Source organism: Streptomyces sp. NPDC048419 (genome assembly GCF_043200415.1).
Lineage (GTDB): Bacteria > Actinomycetota > Actinomycetes > Streptomycetales > Streptomycetaceae > Streptomyces.
Window position 1 is genome coordinate 109206 of the sequence record NZ_JBICXT010000021.1, and the last position, 22264, is coordinate 131469.

A 22264-nucleotide genomic window follows, 5' to 3' on the forward strand; every position below is an offset into this window, starting at 1 on the left:
ACCACACCAAGGAGACCCAGCATGGCGATTCAGCGGATGGACAACGTTCTCATCGTCGTCGAGGACCTCGACACCGTCATCGCGTTCTTCGTCGAACTCGGCATGGAACTGGAGGGCAGATTCCCGCTCGAGGAACGCTGGGCGGAACGCGTCGTCGGACTCGAAGACGTCCGCCAGGACGTCGCCATGCTGCGCATCCCGGACAGCCCCGGCCGCATCGAGTTGGCGCAGTTCCACACGCCGAAGGCGGTCGCCGGCGTCCCCGAGGACGCGCCGTCGAACACCCTGGGCATCCGCCGTGTCATGTTCGCCGTCGACGACATCGACGACACCGTCGCCCGTCTGCGCACCCAAGGCGCCGAACTCGTCGGCACGATCGAGCAGTTCGAGAACGTCTACCGGCTCTGCTACGTCCGCGGCCCCGAGGGCATCGTCGTAGGACTGGCGGAGCAGCTCGGCTGACGACTCGTTCGCGTGAACCCCGGGAAGGAACTCGCATCCCAAAATCGAACAGGCGTAGCATTGAGCCGTGGCAGCGACCTATGACTTCCCGAATGACCTCCTGGCCGGTCAGGAGGAGCTGCATCAGGTCCGGGCCGAGCTGTCGGCCCTGCTCAAGCGGCTCCCCTGGTCGGTGGAGCCCCTGGACGGATTCAGCGACGAGAGCGGCTGGCGCAAGGTGGAGCGCCCCGCCTCCCCCGGCTGGACGGCCGACGAACAGGCCGAGGTGGAAAAGCTCCGACAGCGCGAGCACGAACTCGCCGTCTTCGTCAGCACCCACCGCTTCTGGGCGGAGATGACCGGCGCCGACCGCGTCGACGCCCGGACGAGACTGAAGCACGCACACAAGGCGTGACACGAAGAAGACCCCGGCCGCGATCGGCCGGGGTCTTCCCCACGTGTGGGCGCGGACGGTTTCGAACCGCCGACATCCTGCTTGTAAGGCAGGCGCTCTACCACTGAGCTACGCACCCAAGACAAGCCGACAGCCTACCTTGCCAGGCACGGTGCCCCGCAAACCCGTATCGGGGCCGGTCAATGCGGGGGTTTACCCCACCCCGGATCCGGGAGCGGCCCGGATCCCGCTGCGGTCTCCCGGTCCGTACGTTCTAAGTGCCTTCACCGTCAGCACGTTCCGAAGCGCCCCACATCGGCGTCTCAGGCACCACACATCATCGTCTCAGGGGGAGATCGTCATGGTCCGTACCGTCACCGCCCGCGCAGCCCTCGCCGCCGGGGCCGTCGTGGTTCTTGTCGGGGCGGCCACCGCCTGTGGGGCGTCCGCGCAGGACGACAAGGATCCCGATCACCGGTCGTTCGCGTTGACGGGGCACACCCTCACCGTGGACTCGGACGACTCGGCGCTGGAGATCGTCGCCGCGGACAAGAACCCGGAGGGGAAGATCGAGGTCACGCGCTGGTTCCAGGGGCAGGTCGCGTTCGGCAAGGACCCCAAGGTGTCGTGGTCCATGAAGGACGACCGGCTGACACTGCGGATGAAGTGCTCCGGCGTCGTCGCCGACTGCTCGGCCAAGCACCGGATCGAGGTGCCGCGCGGGGTCACCGTGAAGGTGGAGGACGGTGACGGGAGCGTACGGGCGCGGGGCTTCGAGGACGCGCTGAGCGTGCGTACGGGCGACGGGTCCGTGCACGTCACGGACTCCAGCGGCCCGCTCGACCTGCACACCGGCGACGGCTCCGTGCACGCGGAGGTCTCCTCCCGGAAGGTGCGCACCGAGACCGGTGACGGCTCCGTGCACCTCGAACTGGGCGCCGTACCGGACCTGGTGGACTCCACCAGCCACGACGGCTCCGTGACCGTCGCGCTGCCCAAGGCCACCTACCGCGTGACCACGAAGACCGGCGACGGCGGGGTGGACGTGTCCGTGCCGCGCTCCGACACCAGCGCGCACGTGGTGTCCGCGCGTACCGGCGACGGGAAAGTCACGCTCAAGACCGCGAACTGACCGGCCTGTGTGTTCGTCCTTAACCGGTGGGAGAATGAAGCGAGGCACCGGCCAGGACGGATGACAGCACAGGAGAGGGATGTGACGGCGACACCTTCGCAGTCGGACTCGCCGTCGGTGCCGCGTGCACACCGCCAGGCAATCAGGGACACCCTCACCCTTCTCGCGCTGCCGCTCCTCGCCGCGCCGGTGCTGGCCGCCGCGTTCGCGGGCGGCGGCACCCGGCGCTGGTTCGGCGGCCGGGCCGAGAACCAGCGGGCCGAGGCGCAGGCCGCGAAGGACGCCGCGGCGGCCGCGTTCTACGAGCTGGACACCGCCCAGCGCGATCTGCGGATCTCGATCGAGACGATCATGGCGGTGGACGACTCCCCCGCCGCCCGGCGAGCGGTCACCGACTTCGAGGCGCTGGGGCGCCGTATCGACGAGGTCAGCCACCAGTACATCGACGCGGTCGACGCGCACGACCTCGACCACGACGACCTGGAGGCCGCGGCGGCGGCGCAGGCGCGCACCGAACTCACCCGGGCCAAGGACGAGCTCACGAACGTCAAGCGGGAGCTGGATCGTTTCGGTGACAGCCTGGGGCCCCTGCTCGGCAAGGCCGAGACGCAGCTCGCCCGGGTGGCTCCGGCGGTCGAGCGGGCCAGGCAGGGGCTGCTCGCCGCGTCCAACGCCCTCGACGCGGTACGGAAGACGGCGCTGAAGGCGGACGATCTCGCCGCCCGTCTCGCCACCCTCGCGCCCGAGCTGACCAAGCTCAACCAGGGTGCGGGACAGCACGGGGTGCCCGAGACGCTGGAGCGCGCGGAGCGCGTGGCGCGGGAGGCGGCGGCGGTCCGGGCGGAGGCCGAGCGGCTGCCGGAGAAGGCCGCGGAGATCGACCACCGGCTCGTCTCGCTGCGCACCCGCGCGCAGGCGCTGACGACGCGTGCCGGGCAGGTGGATCCGGTGCTGAGCGAGCTGCGGCGGCGGTTCGTGGCGGCGTGCTGGCAGGACCTGCAGCATGTGCCGGAGCAGGCCGGGGAGAACGTCAGGCAGGCCGAGCTGAAGCTGAGGCAGGCGCAGGCCGCGCGGGACGAGCAGCGCTGGCCGGACGCGACCTCCCTGCTGTCGACGGTGCGGGCGTTGCTGAACACCACGGACGAGTCGGTGTCGGCGGCGCGTGACCGGCTGCAGCGGCTCAACGCCGTGCAGAAGGACCCGCAGCAGGAGATCGACCGCACCCGGTTCGCGATCCGCGACGCGCAGCGTCTGGCCATGACGGGGCGGAGCACGCCCGATCCGAAGCACGCGCGCCCGCTGGACGAGTCGGTGGCCCGGCTGGACCGGGCGATCGCCGGTCTGGAGGGGCGTCACCCGGACTACTGGCACTTCCTGACGGAAACGGATGCCGTACGGCAGACGGTGGCTCGGGTGGTCTCGCAGATCCGGGAGGAGCGCGGGAGCGGGTACTGAGCCGGCGCTCCCCGGGCGGGCCGGGCTAGCTGCGGTAGGCGTAGAAGGCGGCGTTCGGGTAGGCCGCGATCACGCTCGTCAGCGACCGGCGGTAGCTGTCGTAGCTGTGGTAGGTCAGGTAGGGGACGCCGCTGGCGCTGCGGTAGGTGGTCAGCATCGAGTGGTCCTTGGAGCCGTCCTTGTCGAAGTCGATCTGCAGCACGTCGCCGACGGCCATCTGGTAGGCGTATCGCAGCGCCGTGGTGCGTTTCGTGGTCTGGGTGAACCAGGACCACTCGTTGACGCCGATCCAGGTGTAGGAGTCGGCGGACGTCGTGTGGTACCAGGTGCCGTAGTCCCTGGCCGAGTTCGTCACCTGCTTCCAGCCGCCCGCGTTGAGGGACTGGCTGAGGAAGTTGGTGCAGTCGCCGCCGTCGGCCTCGTAGTGGCGGTAGGCGGTGTTGTAGTTCTTCCAGTACTTCTCGGCGTACGCCGCCATCGCCGCGTATGTGTACTTCGCGCCGCTGCCGAGGTTCTTGGCCTTCGCGGGGGCCGGGTAGGTGAGGAGCGAGCGGGGCGCGTCGATGACGTCGTCCGGGCGGGCCGTGGCGCCCATGCCCACCGGGAGGGGTGCGTTGACCGGCCGGGGGCCCTTGTCGGTGAGGTGTTCCCCGGTGAGCTGCCAGGTGCCGTCCGGGCGGGCGGCGAAGGTGAGTTCGTGGTGGGCGACGAAGGCCGTGGTGTCGGGTTCGTCGCCGCGGATCTTCGCGTACGTCAGTGTGGTGTTCTCGGTGACCTGGACGGTGGCGGTGCGGCCCTGCAGGCGGACGCTGTCGACGGTGACCTCGGTGTCGGAGTCGGTGTAGGCCTCGCCGAGGGTGGCGAGCCGGGAGCGGGTGGCGTGCAGGGAGGTCAGGGTGCGGGCCTCGGTCCTGGCCGCGGCGGCCGTCAGCCGCACTCCGGGGGAGGCCGTCAGGGCCGCGCGTCCGGAGGGGGCCCCCTCGACCAGGGCGGTCGTGCGGTCGGTGAGCAGGGCGTGCGCGGTACGGCCGAACGTGCCGGTGGCCGCCGCCGTCAGGGGGACGGGAGCGCCCCCGGTGGGCGCGCCGTCGGCCGCGTGGGCGGCGGGCAGGAGCAGGGCGGTCAGGGCGGCGCAACGGGCTCTGCCCGCAAGGGAGTTGAAGGGTCTCACTCGGGTTGCTCCTTGCGGTGGGGCGCTTCGGCTCACGCCGGTCGATCAAGGCGGCGACCGCGCGGGGCGCGTCCGTGCGGTCGCGTCAGGGTCTCCGGGTTTCGTCCGTCCGGCCACTCGGGGCTCCGGCCGTGCGCCGGTTAGCCTGTGCGCATGCCTCGTTATGAGTACCGCTGCCGGACCTGCGGCGACACGTTCGAAGTGAGCCGGCCCATGGCTCAGTCCTCCGACCCTGCGGCGTGCCCTGCGGGGCATGACGACACGGTGAAGTTGCTGTCGACGGTGGCCGTGGGGGGTACGTCGTCCGCCCCCGCGGCGCCCGCCGGCGGCGGGGGCGGTTGTTGTGGTGGAGGGTGCTGCGGCTAGGTCTGGGCGGGTGCGTTGTTCCGTGCGGGTGCGTCGTGGTTGATCGCGCCCACGCGGCGGTAGCCGCACGTCGGACAACGCCCCGCGCCCCCTACGGGGTTGCCGCCCCTGTCATCTTCAAGAATTCCCGGAGGATGCGCTCGCCCGCCAGGACTCCCCGTTCCGGCAGTACCGTGATGGCCGGGGCCGTCCAGTCCGCGTCCGCCAGTTCGCCGTGGCCGGGGCGCCAGCCCTTGTCGGCCGCCAGGAGCAGGTCGGCGTCCAGCAGGGAATCGCCTGCGGCCAGGGTGAGGTCGGCGCCGGTGCGGCGGGCGAGCTCCCTCATCGCGGCGCTCTTGGTGAGCGGCTTGGGGACGGCGTAGATCTTGCGGCCCTGGAGCGAGACCGTCCAGCCGCGGTTCTCCGCCCAGACCGCGAGCTCCTTCAGCCACTCCTCGGGCAGCAGTTCGCGTTCGACGACGAGGTAGGCGAAGAGGTCCTCGGCCACCCGGTGCTTGCGCACCCACTCCGGGTCCGCCGTGGCCAGCAGATGCTCGCGCACCTCCGCCAGCGGCGCGCACTGCTCGGCGAGGCGTGCCGTCACCTGGGCGTGCCAGTCGAGGTCGGAGACGCCGTCGACCATCAGATGGCCGCCGTTGGCGCAGATCGCGTACTTCGGCTGCGGGCCCGGCAGGTTGATGCGCTGGTACTGCTTACGGGTCCGGGTCGTCGTCGGCACGAACGCGGCCGCGTCACCGAGGTCGGTCAGCAGCCCGGCCGCGGTCTCCGTCATGAACGACAGCGGTCTGCTCTCGTGCACCTCCACGCAGAGCAGCCGGGGCGCCCGCGCGTCCGGCATGGTCAGCGCGAGGGCCGCCGCGGAGTAGATCAGCGTACGGTCGAGGTCGCTCGCCACCAGCACCGGCATCAGACGTTCACCGCCTTGCCGTCGGCGCCGGTCGCACCGCGGGTGTAGCGCGGGTGGATCAATCCCACGCAGGTGTACGGCAGTTCGCCGACCTCCTCGACGGGGACACCCCGCTGCCCGGCCAGCAGCCGTACGTGGTCCAGGTCGGCGCCCGCGCCGGCCCGCGCCAGGATCTTCCAGGGCACCCGGCGCAGCAGCACCCGCGTGGTCTCGCCGACGCCGGGCTTGACGAGGTTCACGTCGTGGATGCCGTACTCCTCGCTGATGCGCTCCACGGCCGCCCAGCCCTCCCAGGTCGGTGTGCGGTCGCCGGAGAGCAGTTCCTTGGCCTGGGCGCCGACGGCGTCCGCGACCTCCGGGAAGCGGGCGGCGACCGCGTCCAGGAAGTCCACCGAGACGTCGGTGCCCGCGAGTTCGCGGTAGAACTTGGCGCCGTGGAAGTCGTGCGGTCCGACCAGGTCCGCGCGCAGCACGGTGCGCGATATCAGGCCGGAGACGGTCGAGTTGAGGCAGGCGGAGGGGATCAGGAAGTCCTCCCGGGTGCCGTACGTCCGCACACAGGAGCCCGGGTCGGCCAGCACCGCGATCTCCGGGTCGAAGCCGGTGATGCCCTCGGACGCCTCGAACTCCTCGATCGCGGCGGCCAGTTCACGGCTGATCGCGCCCTTGCCGGTCCAGCCGTCGACGAACACGACGTCGGAGGGGTCGTGGTGGGCGGCCAGCCAGCGCAGGGCGTTGAGGTCGATGCCGCGGCCACGCACGATGGAGACGGCGTAGTGCGGCAGGTCCAGGCCGTGCCGGAACTGCGCCCAGCGCCGCATCAGGACGCCCACGGGGGTGCCGGCGCGGGCGAGCGAGACGAGGACGGGCCGGGGCGAGCGCTCGGTGAGCACGATCTCGGTTACGGCGCCCACCGCCTGCGCCAGCCGGGTGGCCGTCGTCTCCAGCGCCGCGTGGTACAGCTCCTGGTACTGCTCGCTCGGCTGGTACTCGACGGGCAGCGACTCGGCGTAGTGCGCGCCCCCGCTCTGAATGGCCTCCTCCCGCTCCTCGGTCGGCGCCTCCAGCGTCACGTCCGAGAGGTCCTGGAGCAGCCAGCCGACCTCCTCGGGCGCGTACGAGGAGAAGGCGGGGCCGCGGAGGGGCTCGGGCAGCATGGCGGGCCTTTCGGGGACGTACGCGGGCACGACGGCGAGGACGACGTGCGGGGTGTGCTCCGCCAGCCGGGCCAACAGGCCGTCCGGCGCGTGCAGTTCGGGGGTGTCGGCGGCGGAGTCGACCACGGCGATCACGGCGTCGAAACCGGCGCCCGCGACGTTGTAGGCGTACCGCTCGCCGGGGCCGTCGGCGGGGTCGTCGTGCGCGGGGAACACGATGCGGCTGCGTATCGCGTAACCGGGGTCGTCCACCGCGAGCACGGGTGAGCGGGTGGTCGTCGAGTACCGCACCTCGGCGTCGACGACCTGCTCCAGCTCCCGCGCGAGCCTGAGCGGCGCGTACATCAACTCCTCGAATCCGAGGGTCAGTACGCGGCGCGCATCCGCGGGGAGCGACTCCGCGAGACGCGCGGCCATGGCAGGCAGCGCGGATTCGAGGCGGGCTCGGTGGGCGGGGCTGAACCCGTGCCGGCCGCCGTCCGGCAGGTTCCGGGGCCAGTTCAGTTCCACGCGCGTGACCGAGTGCGGGTGAGTGCGGGCCGGTCGCGCAGTTCCCCGCGCCCCTTGGGGGTTGCCGTCGAAGTCGGCCGCCACGGCAGCGTCTTTCAGGGGCGCGGGGAACTGCGCGACCGGCCACGACGCACCCGTGCCCGACGAGGCACCCGACCCGGCACCAGCAGACTCGTACCGCGCCACCAGCTCCCGCCCCTTCTCCAGCACCCCCTCGGGCAACCGCACCGTGCCCGAAGCAGCAGCCACAAGATCGACCCGCGCACCGATCTCCGCCGCGAAATCCGCGAGGCGCCCCGCGTCGGCGGACGACCGCATGTCGACCAGGGCGACCACGACATACCGCTGACGGGGATAACGCGCGTGCAGATCCCGGATCGTGTTCAGCACCGTGTTCCCCGTGGAGAACTCGTCGTCGACCAGCACCAGCGGCCCGTCCCCCGCCAGCAGCGCCGCATCCTCGGGCAGCAGCAGGTGGGACGTGGCGTGGGAGTGCGACTCCTCGAAGCCACCGGCGGTCGCCACGCCCGCGACGGGGCGACGCGTGGAGTGCAGGTAGGGCGCGAGCTCCAGGCCGTCGGCCACCGAGTGGCCAAGACCCGTCGCCGTCTCCGCGTACCCGAGCACGACCGCCGCCCCGGCCTCCTCACCGAGCAGGTCCCGCACCCGGCGGCCGAGGTTGAAGCCGTACCCGTACACGACGGACGGCGACTGCGGTACGTGCTTGCCGAGCACGTGGGAGACCAGCAGATGGGCCCGCTTGGGGTTGCGCCGTAGCGCCAGCCCGAGCAGGTCGGTCAGCTTGTCGTCGCCCACGAGTTCGACGCCGAGCCGCTCTGCGACCCAGCTGCCGGACCAGACCCCGTTGTTCACTGCGTTGATCATGCGTCCCTAGGTAGTGAGGCTCAGCCGGTCACGCCGGCGGCGAGCAGGTCCACGAAGCTGACGTCCTCGCGTGCGACGCCGAACGCCTCGGCCCGCAGCATGGTCCGCTCGGCCCATGCGCGGTGCGGCTTCACCTCGTTCATCTTGTTCGTGTACGCCGACCGCAGCACACCCCCGCCGCCGCGCTCGGGCCGCAGGATGTCCGCGGCGTCCCCGAACTCCTCGTGGCTGACCACGGACAGCGCGTGCACGGGCAGGACGTGGGAGGGGTGGATGCAGGTCTTGCCGAGCAGGCCGTTGGCGTGGTCCAGGGAGATCTCCCGCAGCAGCCCGTCCATGGCGTGCTCGATCAGTTTCTCGCGCAGCTCGACGGCCTGCCCCTCGAGGAAGGGGCTGGTCCGCAGCATCGGCTTGAACATGCGCTCCGGGACCCGGAAGTACTCCCACACCGGCCCGGTCACCGTGAACCCGGTGCCGTCGACCCGCCCGAGCAGGTTCACCACGTCGGAGATCACGGAGGCGACGACATGGACGTCGTACGCCGTCATGTCGGGGGCCCGGCGCAGGCCGTACGAGGAGCAGAAGTCGGTCACGCCGAGGCGCAGCGCGAGCACGCGGTCGCGGTACTTGTCGACGACGCGGGCGATGCCCTCCAGGCTCTCCACCCGCGACTCGCGGTAGAGCAGCTCGGGGGACTCGAGCACCGGCATCGCGAACAGCCGCCGCCCGCTGGCGGCCTCGGCGCTCGCGAGGGCTTCCAGGAAGGGGATGCCGCGCTCCTCGGTGAACTTGGGGAGCACGAATCCGGAGAGCAGACGGACCGACGCCCCGAGCCGTTCGACGAGGTCCGGGATCTGCTCGGGCGTACGGACCCGGACGAACAGCAGGGGGAGGTCGGCGATGTCCGGTCTGTCGAGCTCGGCGAACTGGCGGACGAGGTTCTCCTCCCCCGCCACCACGTCCGCGTCGTCGATCGAGTCCTCCAGGCACAGCACCATGGAGACCACGCCCCGCGCCGCCTGCTTGACGATGTCGTCGGCGAGGCGCGGGCGGGTGGCCGGACTGTAGAGCGTGGCCCCCAGGGCCACGGCGAGCAGCCGGGCCGGTGAGTTCGCGTCGAACTCGCACGGCTGCTGGTGGAAGAGGCGCTGCCGCACCTCAGGGGCGATGTGCCCGAAATGACGCATAGGACTCCCCCGTGGCGCAAGGTAAAACTGTGGATTCGTAAAGAGGTGGCCGGTAATAGTACGTAGAGATCCATGTCAGGGGTTCCCGACGGGCATGAATTTCTGGTAACTCGGCCATGTCGACGGTGCTGCGGGGCACCGTCGGAACGGCCGCGATGCATGCACCCCGCGTTGTCGTGACCAGGACCGAGAAGGCAGGATGACCGCATGACGCACGCGATGCTGAAGGGGTCGAACGTCCCTCTCGATGCTGCCACGGTCCGCGCGGTGCTGCGCTGGACGCCCGGGCAGGGGGTCCCCGACGTCGACGCCTCCGCGCTGCTCCTCGGCCCCGACGGTCGTGTGCGCTCCGACGAGGACTTCGTCTTCTACAACCAGCCCCGGCACCCCTCCGGGAAGGCCAGGTGGCTCGGCAAGAAACGCGTCGCCGACGGCCTCACCGACACGATCCAGACAGATCTGTCCGGAGTCGAGTCCGACGTCAGCCGGATTCTCCTGGTCGCATCGGCCGACGACGTCACCTTCGACCGGGTGCAGGGTCTGCGCATCCTGCTGTACGACGCGGCGGGCTCCGAGGACGAAGCGCTGCTGCATTTCGACATCAAGCCCCAGACCGGCCAGGAGACCGCCCTGATCTGCGGCGAGCTCTACCGCCGGGACCGGGCGTGGAAGTTCCGTGCGCTGGGCGAGGGCTACTCCAACGGCCTGAAGGGCCTGGCCACGGAGTTCGGCATCTCGGTGGACGAGTCGGAGGCCACGCAGGCCCCACCGGCCACCACGGCCGTGCCCGAGTTCTCCCAGCCGCTGCCCCCGGAGCAGCCGACCGCGGTCCCGTCCCAGCCAGCCTACGGCTACCCCCAGCCGCCGCTCACCACCCAGCCCGCCTACGGCTACCCGCAGCCCGCGGCGGCCATGGCGGGCGCCCAGTCCGGCTACGGCTACCCGCCCGCGGTCACCTCGCCCGTGGACCCGGACTTCCGGCTGCCGCCTCAAGGCCCGCAGTTCATCGGGCGGTAGGCCCGCGAGGGGTCAGCGGTCGACCGTGGACTTGTAGCCCCGGCCCCACTGCAGCCCCCACCCGTACAGGCGGTCCAGTTCGGCCTGGAAGCCGTAGACGAACTTCACCTCGCGGCGTACGACCAGCTCGCCCTTGACGTTCTCGATCATCACGACCGCGCACGAGCGGGCCTGGGGGTGGCGTTCGTCGAGGTGGATCTCGATGCGCGGGCCGTTGCTCGGGTAGAGCGTGACGATCGCGTGCGTGCGGTCGAAGGCCGGCGTCTGGTCGTAGATGTAGACGAAGACCAGCAGGCGCTTGATCTGCTCCCGGTGGTCGAGGTTGACGTACATCGTCTCGCCGGACGCCGAACCGAACCGGTCGTCGCCGCTGAGCTTGACGTACGGCGCCGCGTTGACGTCCCCGAAGTAGCCCCCGAGGGGCTGTACGACGCCCTTCGTGCCGTCCATGAGCTCGTAGAGGCAGCCCAGGTCGAGGTCGACGTTGACCATGCTCTGGCCGTGCCCCATGATCTCGGCGGGCTTGAGCGCCTTGAAGGGGTGGCGGAACAGGGACTCCCGCGGGAAGCCGCCTATGTCGGACGTCCGCATCCGCCAGCTGAGGTTGACCCGCAGATGGCCCGTGGCCGCGCCCTGCTTGGTGAGCGAGACCTGGTGGTGCCGTTTCGTCAGCTCGATGGAGTTCGTGGCCGCGCTGCCCGAGTCGAAGTCGGCGTCGCGCCCACCCCAGAGTCCGTCGAAGAAACCCATTCCCGCCCCCACCCTCACCCGGGTCCCGGCGGACCCGGCCTTCCCACGAAAAACCGGCGGGGCGGCCGAAGGACGGCCGCCCCGCTCAGAGCGTTCCCTCACCCGCGGGTGCGACACACCTGACGGGCGAAGCGAGCCGGATCGAACCCCGCGGAGAGATCGAGCCCCGCGGAGAGATCGAGACTACAGAGGGGTCGAGACCTCAGCCTTCTCGTCCGAGCCCGCGTTTCCCTCGGCTTCCGCGATGGCGCGGTTGCGGCGGACGGAGGACCAGAAGGACCAGGCGATCAGGATGACGCCGACGAGGCCGGTGATGACCTCGTTGATCTCGTACCGGATGGTGACCATGAGGATCACGGCCAGTGCGCCGATCGCGTAGTGCGCGCCGTGCTCCAGGTAGACGTAGTCGTCCAGGGTGCCCTGGCGGACCAGGTAGACCGTGAGCGAGCGGACGTACATCGCGCCGATGCCCAGGCCCAGCGCCATCAGGACGATGTCGTTGGTGATGGCGAAGGCGCCGATCACGCCGTCGAAGGAGAACGACGCGTCCAGGACCTCCAGGTAGAGGAACATGAAGAACGCGGCCTGGCCGGCCAGCACGATCGGCGGTTTCTTCTTGCCGGTGCGTTCGGCCTCTTCCTCCTCCTCGTGCTCGCGTTCCTCGTCGGCCTCCAGCCGGTCCTCGAAGAAGCCGGAGAGACCGCCGACGATCATGTACGTGATCAGGCCGGCGATGCCGGCGATCAGGACCGTCTGCGCCTTGTCCGCGTGGCCGCCGCCGTGCTGGTGGGCGTGGGTGGCGAAGGTGAAGGAGGTGATCAGCAGGACGATCAGGGCGATGCAGACCGACAGCATGTCGACCTTGCCGAGCTTGGCCAGCGGCCGCTCGATCCAGCGCAGCCACTGGATGTCCCGGTCCTCGAAGATGAAGTCGAGGAAGATCATCAGCAGGAACATGCCACCGAAGGCCGCGATCGCCGGGTGGGCGTCGGTGACCAGCTCCTGGTAGCGGTCCTTGTTGTTCAGGGCGAGGTCGACGGCCTCGATGGGGCCCATCTTGGCGGTGATCGCGACGATGACGACCGGGAACACCAGCCGCATGCCGAAGACGGCGATGAGGACACCGACGGTGAGGAAGATCTTCTGCCAGAAGGCATTCATCTTCTTCAGGATCCCGGCGTTGACCACCGCGTTGTCGAACGACAGGGAGATCTCCAGGACGGCGAGGATCGCCACAATCCCGAAGGCCTCCCACCCCCCGTAGAAGACCGCCGCGACCAGGCCGAGCGCGGTAATCGCGAACGACCAGCCGAAGGTTTTCAGAAGCACTGGCTACCCAATCCTGTCTGGGGGTCCCCCCAAGCGAAGCCAGGGGAGGTTCTCCCCCGCGCCGCACTCGGCTTTACGAAACATTGACTCCGAAGTCTAGAGCGATGCCCCGCAGCCCGGACGCGTACCCCTGACCTACTGCACGGAATTTCCATTCGCCCTGGTAGCGATAGAGCTCACCGAAGATCATCGCGGTCTCGGTGGAGGCGTCCTCGCTGAGGTCGTAGCGCGCGAGCTCCTGGCCGTCGGCCTGGTTGACGACGCGGATGAAGGCGTTGCTGACCTGTCCGAAGGTCTGTCCGCGCTCGTCGGCCATGTGGATCGAGACCGGGAAGACGATCTTGTCGCACTGGGCGGGCACCTGGCCGAGCTCGACCAGGATCGACTCGTCGTCGCCCTCGCCCTCACCGGTGAGGTTGTCGCCCGTGTGCTCCACCGAGCCCTCGGGGCTCTTGAGCTGGTTGTAGAAGACGAAGTACTCGTCGCCCAGCACCCGCCCGCCGTTGCACAGCAGGGCACTGGCGTCGAGGTCGAAGGGTGCGCCTGTGGTGGAGCGTGCGTCCCAGCCGAGCCCGATCATCACCTGCGTGAGGTTGGGTGCGGCCTTGGACAGGGAGACGTTGCCCCCCTTGGCGAGCGTGACGCCCATGATGCTGGTCCTCCCCGAGATGGTGCTTTTTGGTTGTCCTGCGCTCCCCCTCAGGGGGCGCCCCCAGGCGCCGCACACGAACGGTGCGGCGCCTGGTGGTGCGAGCCTGCGACGTGGCCGTCCGGACTCAGACGTTCACGCCGAAGTCCTGCGCGATGCCGCGCAGGCCCGAGGCGTAGCCCTGGCCGATGGCGCGGAACTTCCACTCCGGGCCGTGCCGGTACAGCTCACCGAAGACCATGGCGGTCTCCGTCGAGGCGTCCTCGGAGAGGTCGTACCGCGCGATCTCCGCCTCGCCCGCCTGGTTCACCACGCGGATGAACGCGTTGCGCACCTGGCCGAACGACTGCTGGCGGTTCTCGGCGTCGTAGATCGAGACCGGGAACACGATCTTGTCGATGTCGGCCGGGACGGCCGCGAGGTTGATCTTGATCTGCTCGTCGTCGCCCTCGCCCTCACCGGTGATGTTGTCGCCGGTGTGCTCGACCGAGCCGTCGGGGCTCTTGAGGTTGTTGAAGAAGACGAAGTTGGCGTCGCTGCCGACCTTGCCCGAGGCGTTCAGCAGCAGGGCGCTGGCGTCCAGGTCGAAGTCGGTGCCGGTCGTGGTGCGGACGTCCCACCCCAGACCGACGATGACCGCGGTCAGGCCCGGGGCCTCCTTGGTCAGCGAAACGTTGCCGCCCTTGCTGAGGCTGACTCCCACGAGTCCCTCCATTGGTGTCCAGGGGCGGAGTGCCCCGCCGTGCGTCTGACATCGGATCAACGAGTCGATCCTAGTGAGGGGTTCCCGAACCACGCAGGGCTTGACGCCGAAGAATCACAGGGTGTCGACGGATCACAGGGTGTCGAGCGCCTTGACGTACGCGTTCAGGTCGCGGGCGTCGGGCAGCGCGTTGACGACGGTCCAGCGGACCACGCCCTCCTTGTCGATGACGAAGGTGCCACGCACCGCGCAGCCCTTGTCCTCGGCGAAGACGCCGTAGGCGCGGCTGGCCTCGCCGTGCGGCCAGAAGTCGCTCAGCAGCGGGTACTCCAGGCCCTCCTGCTCGGCGAAGACGCGCAGGGTGTGGATGGAGTCGTTGGAGACGGCGAGCACCTGGGTGTCGCGGTCGGCGAACCTCGGCAGGTTGTCGCGCACCTCGCACAGTTCGCCGGTGCACACGCCGGTGAAGGCGAAGGGGTAGAAGAGCAGGACCACGTTCTTCTCGCCACGGAAGTCGGAGAGCTTCACGGTGGCACCGTGGTTGTCCTTGAGCTCGAAGTCGGGGGCCTTGTCGCCGACCTGGATCGCCATCGCAGTACGTCCCTTTCGGTGGAGCTGTTCGGGTGGCGTCCACCCTACGCAGCGATCACCGGGGTACGGCGGAGGGGCCGGGCGATGCGCCCGGCCCGTCCGGCGAGATCACTTCTTGGACTTGGCCGCCTTGGGCGTCACCAGCCGGCTGCCGCTCCAGTCCTTGCCCACGCTGACGCTCTTGGAGGCGGAGAGTCCCGCCGTCGTCGCGGCTTCGGAGATGTCGCTCGGCTCGACGTAGCCATCACGCCCTGTCTTCGGCGTGAGGAGCAGGATCGAGCCACCTTCTTCGATGTACGTGGTGGCGTCCACCAGCGCATCCGTCAGGTCGCCGTCGTCGTCGCGGAACCAGAGCACCACGGCATCGGCGACGTCGTCGTAGTCCTCGTCCACGAGTTCGCTGCCGATGACTTCCTCGATGGACTCGCGGAGTTCCTGGTCTACGTCGTCGTCGTAGCCGATCTCCTGGACCACCTGCTCGGGCTGGAACCCCAGCCTTACGGCAGGGCTCGTCTCCGCGTGGTCCGCGGTCGCGCTCACGGGTTGCCTCCTGATCATGTCTTGGTGAGTATCTCAGCCACGCGCGTGCGCGAAGCATTGGCCGTAGTCCACACGGGCGGGGCGGATCGCGCAAGTACCCGGCCGTTCAGACCGCCGAAACGGTGACGATCCTGGCCGTCTCACCCAAACTCCAGGCACGAGACAACAGCCGCGCGTGACCTACACCACACCCTTGTGCCCCCTTTGTGGCTTTGGGAACCCGACGTCACTGACGCGGGCCTCGGTTACCTCGCAGTAGAGATGACGTTTGCCCGCCCGAGGTACACGATGGGGAACGGTGCAGGCACACCGAAATACAGCTCAATCGGCCCTCTGACAGGTAAGGATCAGCGTGGCTTCCGGATCCGATCGCAACCCGATCATCATTGGCGGCCTTCCGAGTCAGGTTCCTGACTTCGACCCCGAGGAAACCCAGGAGTGGCTCGACTCCCTCGATGCCGCCGTCGACCAGCGAGGCCGTGAGCGTGCCCGGTATCTGATGCTGCGGCTCATCGAGCGCGCCCGCGAGAAGCGCGTGGCCGTGCCCGAGATGCGCAGCACGGACTACGTCAACACCATCGCGACCAAGGACGAGCCGTTCTTCCCGGGCAACGAGGAGATCGAGCGCAAGGTCCTGAACGCGACCCGGTGGAACGCGGCGGTCATGGTCTCGCGCGCCCAGCGGCCCGGCATCGGCGTCGGCGGCCACATCGCGACCTTCGCCTCCTCCGCGTCGCTGTACGACGTCGGCTTCAACCACTTCTTCCGCGGCAAGGACGAGGGCGACGGCGGCGACCAGGTCTTCTTCCAGGGGCACGCCTCCCCCGGCATCTACGCCCGCGCCTACCTGCTCGACCGGCTCAGCGAGGCGCAGCTGGACGGCTTCCGCCAGGAGAAGTCGAAGTACCCCGAGGGCCTGTCCAGCTACCCGCACCCGCGCTCGATGCCGGACTTCTGGGAGTTCCCGACGGTCTCCATGGGCCTCGGCCCGATCGGCGCGATCTACCAGGCGCGGATGAACCGCTACATGCACGCGCGCGGGATCGCCGACACCTCGAAGTCGCACGTGTGGGCCTTCCTCGGCGACGGCGAGATGGACGAGCCGGAGTCGCTCGGCCAGCTGTCCATCGCCGCCCGTGAGGGCCTGGACAACCTGACCTTCGTCGTCAACTGCAACCTGCAGCGCCTGGACGGACCGGTGCGCGGCAACGGCAAGATCATCCAGGAGCTGGAGTCGGTCTTCCGCGGCGCCGGCTGGAACGTCATCAAGCTGATCTGGGACCGCTCCTGGGACCCGCTGCTCGCCCAGGACCGCGACGGCCTGCTGGTGAACCGGATGAACACGACGCCGGACGGCCAGTTCCAGACGTACGCCACCGAGTCCGGCGCGTACATCCGCGACCACTTCTTCGGCGACGACCAGCGGCTGCGCGCGATGGTCGAGAACATGACCGACGACCAGATCCTGCACCTGGGCCGCGGCGGTCACGACCACAAGAAGATCTTCGCGGCGTTCTCGGCGGCCAAGGCGCACAAGGGCCAGCCGACGGTGATCCTGGCCAAGACGATCAAGGGCTGGACGCTGGGCCCGAACTTCGAGGGCCGCAACGCCACGCACCAGATGAAGAAGCTGACGGTCGACGACCTCAAGGGCTTCCGCGACCGGCTGCACCTGCCGATCTCCGACAAGGAGCTGGAGGGCGGGGCGCCGCCGTACTACCACCCGGGGCGCAGCTCCGAGGAGATCCAGTACATGCACGACCGCCGCAAGGGCTGCGGCGGCTACGTCCCCACCCGTCTGGTGCGCTCCAAGCCACTCGCACTGCCGGACGACAAGGCGTACGCGACCGTGAAGAAGGGCTCCGGTCAGCAGTCGATCGCCACGACCATGGCTTTCGTACGACTGCTCAAGGACCTCATGCGGGACAAGGAGTTCGGCAAACGGTTCGTGCTGATCGCGCCGGACGAGTACCGCACCTTCGGCATGGACTCGTTCTTCCCGAGTGCGAAGATCTACAACCCGCTCGGCCAGCAGTACGAGTCGGTGGACCGTGATCTGCTGCTCGCCTACAAGGAGTCGCCGACCGGTCAGATGCTGCACGACGGCATCTCGGAGGCGGGCTGCACGGCGTCACTGATCGCGGCGGGCTCGGCCTACGCCACGCACGGCGAGCCGCTGATCCCGGTCTACGTCTTCTACTCGATGTTCGGATTCCAGCGCACCGGCGACCAGTTCTGGCAGATGGCCGACCAGCTGGCGCGCGGTTTCGTACTGGGCGCGACCGCCGGCCGTACGACGCTGACCGGTGAGGGGCTGCAGCACGCGGACGGTCACTCGCAGCTGCTCGCCTCGACCAACCCGGCCTGCGTCGCCTACGACCCGGCGTACTCGTACGAGATCGCGTACATCGTGCAGGACGGTCTGCGCAGGATGTACGGCGCCTCCGACGAGCACCCGCACGGCGAGGACGTCTTCTACTACCTCACCGTCTACAACGAGCCGATCCAGCACCCGGCCGAGCCCGCGGACGTCGACGTCGAGGGCATCGTCAAGGGCGTCCACCGCATCAGCGAGGGCACGTCGGGGTCGATCCCGGCGCAGGTCATGGCGTCCGGCGTGGCCGTGCCGTGGGCGATCGAGGCGCAGCGCATCCTCGCCGAGGACTGGAACGTCAAGGCCGACGTCTGGTCGGCGACCTCCTGGAACGAGCTGCGGCGCGAGGCCGTCGAGGTCGAGCGGCACAACCTGCTGCACCCGGAGGAGGAGCAGCGGGTGCCGTGGGTGACGCGGAAGCTGAGCGGGGCCGAGGGACCGTTCGTCGCGGTCTCGGACTGGATGCGGTCGGTTCCGGACCAGATCGCGCGGTGGGTACCGGGGACGTACCAGTCGCTGGGCGCCGACGGGTTCGGCTTCGCGGACACCCGCGGTGCGGCGCGGCGCTTCTTCCACATCGACGCGGAGTCGATCGTGGTGGCGGTGCTGACCGAGCTGGCCCGGGACGGCAAGCTCGACCGCTCGGTACTCAAGCAGGCGATCGACCGGTACCAGTTGCTCGACGTGACGGCGGCGGACCCGGGGGCGGCCGGCGGCGACGCGTAACGGCTGCGCTCGGCTTCGGCTTGCGACAGGCCGTACGCCGCTGCGGGCCGCCGGGGGCTGAGCGCGCAATTCTCCCGCCCCTTCGAGGCACGCTGTCGTGAAGGGCGATGGGCCCGCGGGTCCATCGCCCTTCACGTTTTCCTTACGATGCGGGCATGGAGCAACAAACGGCGCAAGCACGCTGGGAACACCACACCCAGCGGCCTCTGCTGGCGCTCGCCGTGCTGTTCGCCGTCGCCTATGCCGTGCCGATCGTGGACAGTTCGGCGGGCCATTCTCTGACCGCGGCCTGCACGGTGGTGGAGTGGGTGGTGTGGGGCGCGTTCGCCGCGGACTATGTGGCGCGTCTCGCGCTGGCCGGCGAGCGCAAGGAGTTCGTACGCAGGCACTGGCTGGACCTGTGCGCCGTCGTGGTGCCGATGCTCCAGCCGCTACGGCTGCTGCGCATGATCGCGACGCTGCTGCTGGTGGGGCGGCGGGCCCGGATGGCCGAGCAGATCAGGCTGACGACCTACGTCGCCGGGGCGGTCGTCGGACTGCTGATGTTCGGCTCGCTGGCCGTGCTCTCGGTGGAGCGGGACGCGCCCGACGGGAACATCCGGACGCTGGGTGACGCCCTGTGGTGGTCGTTCACCACGATGACGACCGTGGGGTACGGGGACCACGCGCCGACGACCGGTCTGGGCCGGATGATCGCCGTCGGGCTGATGCTCTCCGGGATCGCGCTGCTCGGTGTGGTGACCGCGAACATCGCCGCGTGGTTCCTCGCCCGGTTCGAGAAGGACGACGTGGAGGAGCGGCGGCAGACGGAGGCCATCGAGGCGCTGACCGAGGAGGTGCGGGCGCTGCGGGCCGAGGTGGCGGAGCTGAGGGAGACGCCCGTCGAAAGAGTCGAGGGATGAACGGTCGGGGGCGAAGGGCCGGAGAACGAAGGGCCCAGGGATGAAGGCGGGCCCCCGGTCGTCCCACCGGGGGCCCTTCCCTCACACTCCCCGGGTCACAGCAACCCGTTGCCCGGGGTGGCCGCTCCCGCGAGCCAGATGATCGCGAGGAGCGTGTCGATGGCGCCCAGTACCAGGGCGACCAGAGCCGGAATGGGACCGGAGCGTGCCCATTGGCGGCCCATTGCGAGCCAGCCGCAGACCATCGCCACAGGGCCGAGGATGATCCCCAGCACGAAGAATCCCGCGACTGCGCAGATGACTCCGATGATTCCGAGCGTTGCGCGATCCGGCCCGGACCGTGACCACGTCCGGCCACGCGAGCGGGGGTGCCTGCGCGTTCCTTGTCCGAAGCCCGCCATCATCAACTCCCTGAACCCCGGGGTCTGTTCGGGGTTCAAGTAGCGGGTACCCCCGATCCGCTCCCTAATCCCCGGGCCGCCGGCGCGCTGTCCCCCTCCGGCAGCGCGCCGCAGCACCGGTCGCCCCGAGATCCGTCCGAACTTGCCGGTGGAACATGCCGTACGGAGGGGCTTGACCACTGTGACCTGCGGCGCGCACCGGGAGCGACGGATCTTTAGCCTCTTCACCCTGATAGGCGAAGTCGGTTTGTAATCCGCCGAGTTATGTGCGAACGCGTCGAGTCCCTCGCCGGGTCAGATGTGGGCGGCGCCCGCACCCGCCTCCGCGTTCTCGCCCCGCTTGGTGAGCAGGGCGACGAAGACCGCCACGGCCGCGACACCGCAGGCGACCAGCGACGCGAGGCTCATGCCGGAGATGAACGTGTCGTGCGCGACGTCCGCGATCTTCGCGGCGATCGCCCCCGGGGTGCCCTTGGCGACCGGCGCGACGCCGACCTGGACCGCCTCCGAGGCCTGACCCAGCTGGGCCGGGGTGAGCTGCGGAAGCCCCGCGTCCTTCCAGTTGCCCGCCAGGTCGCTGTCGACCTTGGAGGCCATCACTGCGCCCAGCACCGCCGTACCGAGGCTGCCGCCGATCTGCATCGCCGCCTGCTGGAGACCGCCGGCGACGCCGGACAGCTCCATCGGCGCGTTGCCGACGATGACCTCGGTGGCGCCGACCATGACCGGCGCGAGGCCGAGGCCGAGCAGGCCGAACCAGATCGACATCACCCCACTGCCGGTGTCGCCCTTGAGCGTCGACATGCCGTACATGGCGACCGCGGTCGCGATCATGCCGCCGGCCAGCGGGACGCGCGGGCCGAGCTTGGTGATCGCGACGCCCGCGAGCGGCGAGGCGACGATCATCATGCCGGTGAGCGGCAGCAGGTGCAGACCGGCGTCGATCGGGCTCATCCCGTGCACGTTCTGCAGGTAGAACGTCACGAAGAACAGGCCGCCCATGAACGCGATGGCCATCAGGACCATCAGCACCACACCCGCCGACAGCGGGACCGAGCGGAACAGGCCCAGCGGGATCAGCGGCTCCTTGACCTTCGTCTCCCAGAAGGAGAAGAGGACGAAGCCGACCGCCGAGACACCGATGAAGGTCCATGTCTTGCCGTCGCCCCAGCCCCACGCCGGGGCCTTGATCAGGGCCCAGACCAGGCAGAACATCGCGCCGGAAAGCAGAGCGATGCCCAGCACGTCGAACGAGCGCGGGGCGTTCTCGGCGCGGTGGTCGCGCAGGATCAGCAGGCCCAGGACCAGCGCGAGGGCGCCGACGGGGACGTTGATGAAGAACACCGACTGCCAGTTGACGTGCTCGACCAGGACGCCGCCGAGGATCGGGCCGCCCGCGGTGGAGGCGCCGATGACCATGCCCCAGATGCCGATGGCCATGTTCAGCTTCTCGGCCGGGAAGGTCGCGCGCAGCAGGCCGAGCGCGGCCGGCATCAGCAGCGCGCCGAACAGGCCCTGCAGGACGCGGAAGGTGACGACCGCCGCGATGCTGCTGGACAGCCCGATGGCGCCCGAGGCGGCGGCGAAGCCGGTGACGCCGATCAGGAAGGTCTGGCGGTGCCCGAAGCGGTCGCCGAGCTTGCCCGCGGTGATCAGGGAGACCGCGAGGGCGAGGAAGTACCCGTTGGTGATCCACTGGACGTCGGCGAAGCTCGCCTTGAGGTCTTTCTGGATGGCCGGGTTGGCGATGGCCACGATGGTGCCGTCGAGGGCCACCATCATGACTCCGACGGCGACGGTTATGAGCGTGAACCAGGGGTGGCCGCGCAGCCCGGAGGCCTGCGGCGCGTCCGACGGGGCTGCTGGTGCCTTGTCCCCCGACCCCGTCGATTCGATGGCGGTCTGACTAGTCATGCGTTCGAGGCTAATGACAGCCGCTGACAATTGACAAACCAAATCACAAGTCAGTAACTGACGTGCATGGAAACACTCCGCGAACGCAAGAAGCAGCGCACCCGGGACGCGCTGCTGCGGGCCGCCGTCGAACTGTTCACCACGCGCGGCTACGAGCGGACGACCGTCGACGAGATCGCCGAGGCCGTCGACGTCTCGCAGCGCACCTTCTTCCGCTACTTCGCCGGCAAGGAGGAGGCCGCCCTCGCCCTCCAGGAGCTGGCCGCGGCGCGGTTCGTCGAGGCCGTGCGCGAGCGGCCGGCCGGCGAGGCGCCGATGGAGGCACTGCGCCAGGCGGTCCTGGAGGGGTGGGACACGCTCGGCGAGGTCATCGAATCCGTCGTGCCGGTCGAGCTGTATCTGCGGATGTACCGGGTGATCGAGTCGACACCGGTCCTGCTCGCCGCCCACCTGCGGCGCAACGAGGAGATCGAGGACACACTCGCGCGTGTCCTCGCCGGGCGCGAGGGCGTCGACGTGGACGCCGATCCGCGGCCCCGGCTGGCCGTGGCGGTGTTCGGCGGGGTGATGCGGGTGACGGAGCGGCGCTGGAGCGCGGGCGGGGAGCTCGGCCTGGACGCCATGCGCGCGTTGACGATCGCGTACCTCGAACAGGTGGGACCCGCCCTTACACAGAACTGGCGGACAACCTGATACACATACGGACACGCCGAGGTCATCGCCGCGTTATCGAAACGTGATCCCTGTCACTCGGCTCACGCGA

21 protein-coding genes and 1 tRNA gene are annotated in these 22264 nt (G+C 69.6%); 9 read left to right on the forward strand and 13 right to left on the reverse strand.

All coding sequences use genetic code 11. From position 1 onward, the window contains the following. Window positions 1-21: 21 nt before the first annotated feature. Both ACGFYN_RS34815 and ACGFYN_RS34820 read left to right on the forward strand, forming a co-directional pair. Window positions 22-462 (forward strand): VOC family protein, encoded by a 441-nt coding sequence (locus ACGFYN_RS34815; protein WP_393869930.1) that lies wholly within the window; start codon window positions 22-24, stop codon window positions 460-462. Between the two features lie 67 nt (window positions 463-529). Continuing rightward, window positions 530-856, forward strand: coding sequence for a hypothetical protein (locus ACGFYN_RS34820; RefSeq protein ID WP_393869931.1), 327 nt, complete (start codon window positions 530-532; stop codon window positions 854-856). Between the two features lie 46 nt (window positions 857-902). On the opposite strand, the gene ACGFYN_RS34825 is transcribed toward ACGFYN_RS34820, so the two are convergent. After that, window positions 903-974 (reverse strand) — tRNA-Val (locus ACGFYN_RS34825). 222 nt (window positions 975-1196) lie between these two features. Between ACGFYN_RS34825 and ACGFYN_RS34830 the strand changes: the two genes are divergently transcribed. Both ACGFYN_RS34830 and ACGFYN_RS34835 read left to right on the forward strand, forming a co-directional pair. Beyond that, entirely contained in the window at window positions 1197-1967 is a 771-nt protein-coding gene (locus ACGFYN_RS34830; RefSeq protein WP_393869932.1) for a DUF4097 family beta strand repeat-containing protein, read from the forward strand. Window positions 1968-2048: 81 nt separating this feature from the next. Then, the gene (locus ACGFYN_RS34835) at window positions 2049-3422 is read left to right on the forward strand and encodes a hypothetical protein (RefSeq protein ID WP_393869933.1); all 1374 of its coding nucleotides are present in this window, start codon (window positions 2049-2051) and stop codon (window positions 3420-3422) included. A gap of 25 nt (window positions 3423-3447) precedes the next feature. Here the strand turns inward: ACGFYN_RS34835 and ACGFYN_RS34840 are convergent, their stop codons facing one another. Beyond that, window positions 3448-4593: an amidase domain-containing protein gene (locus ACGFYN_RS34840; RefSeq protein WP_393869934.1), complete on the reverse strand. Its 1146-nt coding sequence runs from the start codon at window positions 4591-4593 to the stop codon at window positions 3448-3450. Between the two features lie 153 nt (window positions 4594-4746). Here ACGFYN_RS34840 and ACGFYN_RS34845 point away from each other — a divergent pair, with 153 nt between their 5' ends. Then, entirely contained in the window at window positions 4747-4959 is a 213-nt protein-coding gene (locus ACGFYN_RS34845) for a zinc ribbon domain-containing protein (RefSeq protein WP_393869935.1), read from the forward strand. Between the two features lie 91 nt (window positions 4960-5050). Here ACGFYN_RS34845 and ACGFYN_RS34850 read toward each other — a convergent pair whose 3' ends face one another. The 3 genes from ACGFYN_RS34850 to ACGFYN_RS34860 are packed head-to-tail and all read right to left on the reverse strand — an operon-like array spanning window position 5051 to window position 9605. Continuing rightward, the gene (locus ACGFYN_RS34850; protein ID WP_393869936.1) at window positions 5051-5866 is read right to left on the reverse strand and encodes an HAD family hydrolase; all 816 of its coding nucleotides are present in this window, start codon (window positions 5864-5866) and stop codon (window positions 5051-5053) included. Continuing rightward, window positions 5866-8418, reverse strand: a complete 2553-nt coding sequence (locus tag ACGFYN_RS34855) for a phosphoribosyltransferase (RefSeq protein ID WP_393869937.1) — start codon at window positions 8416-8418, stop codon at window positions 5866-5868. The genes ACGFYN_RS34850 and ACGFYN_RS34855 overlap by 1 nt, the downstream gene beginning before the upstream one ends. Window positions 8419-8438: 20 nt before the next feature. Then, on the reverse strand, window positions 8439-9605 hold the full coding sequence (locus ACGFYN_RS34860) for an HpcH/HpaI aldolase/citrate lyase family protein (RefSeq protein ID WP_393869938.1): 1167 nt from the start codon (window positions 9603-9605) through the stop codon (window positions 8439-8441). Window positions 9606-9812: 207 nt separating this feature from the next. Between ACGFYN_RS34860 and ACGFYN_RS34865 the strand changes: the two genes are divergently transcribed. Continuing rightward, window positions 9813-10622 (forward strand): TerD family protein, encoded by an 810-nt coding sequence (locus ACGFYN_RS34865; protein ID WP_393869939.1) that lies wholly within the window; start codon window positions 9813-9815, stop codon window positions 10620-10622. Between the two features lie 12 nt (window positions 10623-10634). On the opposite strand, the gene ACGFYN_RS34870 is transcribed toward ACGFYN_RS34865, so the two are convergent. From ACGFYN_RS34870 to ACGFYN_RS34895, 6 genes are all read right to left on the reverse strand, one after another. Continuing rightward, the gene (locus tag ACGFYN_RS34870; protein ID WP_393869940.1) at window positions 10635-11372 is read right to left on the reverse strand and encodes a Tellurium resistance; all 738 of its coding nucleotides are present in this window, start codon (window positions 11370-11372) and stop codon (window positions 10635-10637) included. A gap of 183 nt (window positions 11373-11555) precedes the next feature. Further along, entirely contained in the window at window positions 11556-12701 is a 1146-nt protein-coding gene (locus ACGFYN_RS34875) for a DUF475 domain-containing protein (protein ID WP_393869941.1), read from the reverse strand. A 73-nt stretch (window positions 12702-12774) separates the two neighbouring features. Further along, the gene (locus ACGFYN_RS34880) at window positions 12775-13350 is read right to left on the reverse strand and encodes a TerD family protein (protein WP_384249247.1); all 576 of its coding nucleotides are present in this window, start codon (window positions 13348-13350) and stop codon (window positions 12775-12777) included. 127 nt (window positions 13351-13477) lie between these two features. Beyond that, a complete protein-coding gene (locus tag ACGFYN_RS34885) occupies window positions 13478-14053 on the reverse strand; it encodes a calcium homeostasis/redox stress adaptation protein (RefSeq protein WP_393869942.1) in 576 nt (191 codons plus the stop codon). Between the two features lie 132 nt (window positions 14054-14185). Then, on the reverse strand, window positions 14186-14644 hold the full coding sequence (locus tag ACGFYN_RS34890; RefSeq protein ID WP_393869943.1) for a peroxiredoxin: 459 nt from the start codon (window positions 14642-14644) through the stop codon (window positions 14186-14188). A 108-nt stretch (window positions 14645-14752) separates the two neighbouring features. Then, entirely contained in the window at window positions 14753-15184 is a 432-nt protein-coding gene (locus ACGFYN_RS34895; RefSeq protein WP_393869944.1) for a DUF3052 domain-containing protein, read from the reverse strand. A 352-nt stretch (window positions 15185-15536) separates the two neighbouring features. On the opposite strand from ACGFYN_RS34895, the gene aceE reads away from it, so the two are divergent. Further along, the gene (gene aceE / locus ACGFYN_RS34900; RefSeq protein WP_393869945.1) at window positions 15537-18284 is read left to right on the forward strand and encodes a pyruvate dehydrogenase (acetyl-transferring), homodimeric type; all 2748 of its coding nucleotides are present in this window, start codon (window positions 15537-15539) and stop codon (window positions 18282-18284) included. A 155-nt stretch (window positions 18285-18439) separates the two neighbouring features. Beyond that, window positions 18440-19186 (forward strand): potassium channel family protein, encoded by a 747-nt coding sequence (locus ACGFYN_RS34905; RefSeq protein ID WP_393869946.1) that lies wholly within the window; start codon window positions 18440-18442, stop codon window positions 19184-19186. A 95-nt stretch (window positions 19187-19281) separates the two neighbouring features. On the opposite strand, the gene ACGFYN_RS34910 is transcribed toward ACGFYN_RS34905, so the two are convergent. Continuing rightward, window positions 19282-19590, reverse strand: coding sequence for a small hydrophobic protein (locus ACGFYN_RS34910; RefSeq protein WP_384249494.1), 309 nt, complete (start codon window positions 19588-19590; stop codon window positions 19282-19284). 291 nt (window positions 19591-19881) lie between these two features. Then, window positions 19882-21501, reverse strand: a complete 1620-nt coding sequence (locus ACGFYN_RS34915; RefSeq protein WP_393869947.1) for an MFS transporter — start codon at window positions 21499-21501, stop codon at window positions 19882-19884. 66 nt (window positions 21502-21567) lie between these two features. Here ACGFYN_RS34915 and ACGFYN_RS34920 point away from each other — a divergent pair, with 66 nt between their 5' ends. Continuing rightward, entirely contained in the window at window positions 21568-22194 is a 627-nt protein-coding gene (locus tag ACGFYN_RS34920) for a TetR family transcriptional regulator (RefSeq protein ID WP_393869948.1), read from the forward strand. The last annotated feature ends 70 nt before the right edge of the window (window positions 22195-22264 follow it).

Excerpts from the sequence above, each read along its gene's own strand:
- ACGFYN_RS34830 (WP_393869932.1), top strand. The coding sequence starts at position 1,197 with ATGGTCCGTACCGTCACCGCCCGCGCAGCCCTCGCCGCCGGGGCCGTC.
- ACGFYN_RS34850 (WP_393869936.1), bottom strand. The coding sequence starts at position 5,866 with ATGCCGGTGCTGGTGGCGAGCGACCTCGACCGTACGCTGATCTACTCC.
- ACGFYN_RS34865 (WP_393869939.1), top strand. The coding sequence starts at position 9,813 with ATGACGCACGCGATGCTGAAGGGGTCGAACGTCCCTCTCGATGCTGCC.
- ACGFYN_RS34845 (WP_393869935.1), top strand. The coding sequence starts at position 4,747 with ATGCCTCGTTATGAGTACCGCTGCCGGACCTGCGGCGACACGTTCGAA.
- ACGFYN_RS34910 (WP_384249494.1), bottom strand. The coding sequence starts at position 19,590 with ATGATGGCGGGCTTCGGACAAGGAACGCGCAGGCACCCCCGCTCGCGT.
- ACGFYN_RS34870 (WP_393869940.1), bottom strand. The coding sequence starts at position 11,372 with ATGGGTTTCTTCGACGGACTCTGGGGTGGGCGCGACGCCGACTTCGAC.
- ACGFYN_RS34915 (WP_393869947.1), bottom strand. The coding sequence starts at position 21,501 with ATGACTAGTCAGACCGCCATCGAATCGACGGGGTCGGGGGACAAGGCA.
- ACGFYN_RS34860 (WP_393869938.1), bottom strand. The coding sequence starts at position 9,605 with ATGCGTCATTTCGGGCACATCGCCCCTGAGGTGCGGCAGCGCCTCTTC.
- ACGFYN_RS34920 (WP_393869948.1), top strand. The coding sequence starts at position 21,568 with ATGGAAACACTCCGCGAACGCAAGAAGCAGCGCACCCGGGACGCGCTG.
- ACGFYN_RS34890 (WP_393869943.1), bottom strand. The coding sequence starts at position 14,644 with ATGGCGATCCAGGTCGGCGACAAGGCCCCCGACTTCGAGCTCAAGGAC.
- ACGFYN_RS34880 (WP_384249247.1), bottom strand. The coding sequence starts at position 13,350 with ATGGGCGTCACGCTCGCCAAGGGGGGCAACGTCTCCCTGTCCAAGGCC.
- ACGFYN_RS34905 (WP_393869946.1), top strand. The coding sequence starts at position 18,440 with ATGGAGCAACAAACGGCGCAAGCACGCTGGGAACACCACACCCAGCGG.
- ACGFYN_RS34855 (WP_393869937.1), bottom strand. The coding sequence starts at position 8,418 with ATGATCAACGCAGTGAACAACGGGGTCTGGTCCGGCAGCTGGGTCGCA.
- ACGFYN_RS34815 (WP_393869930.1), top strand. The coding sequence starts at position 22 with ATGGCGATTCAGCGGATGGACAACGTTCTCATCGTCGTCGAGGACCTC.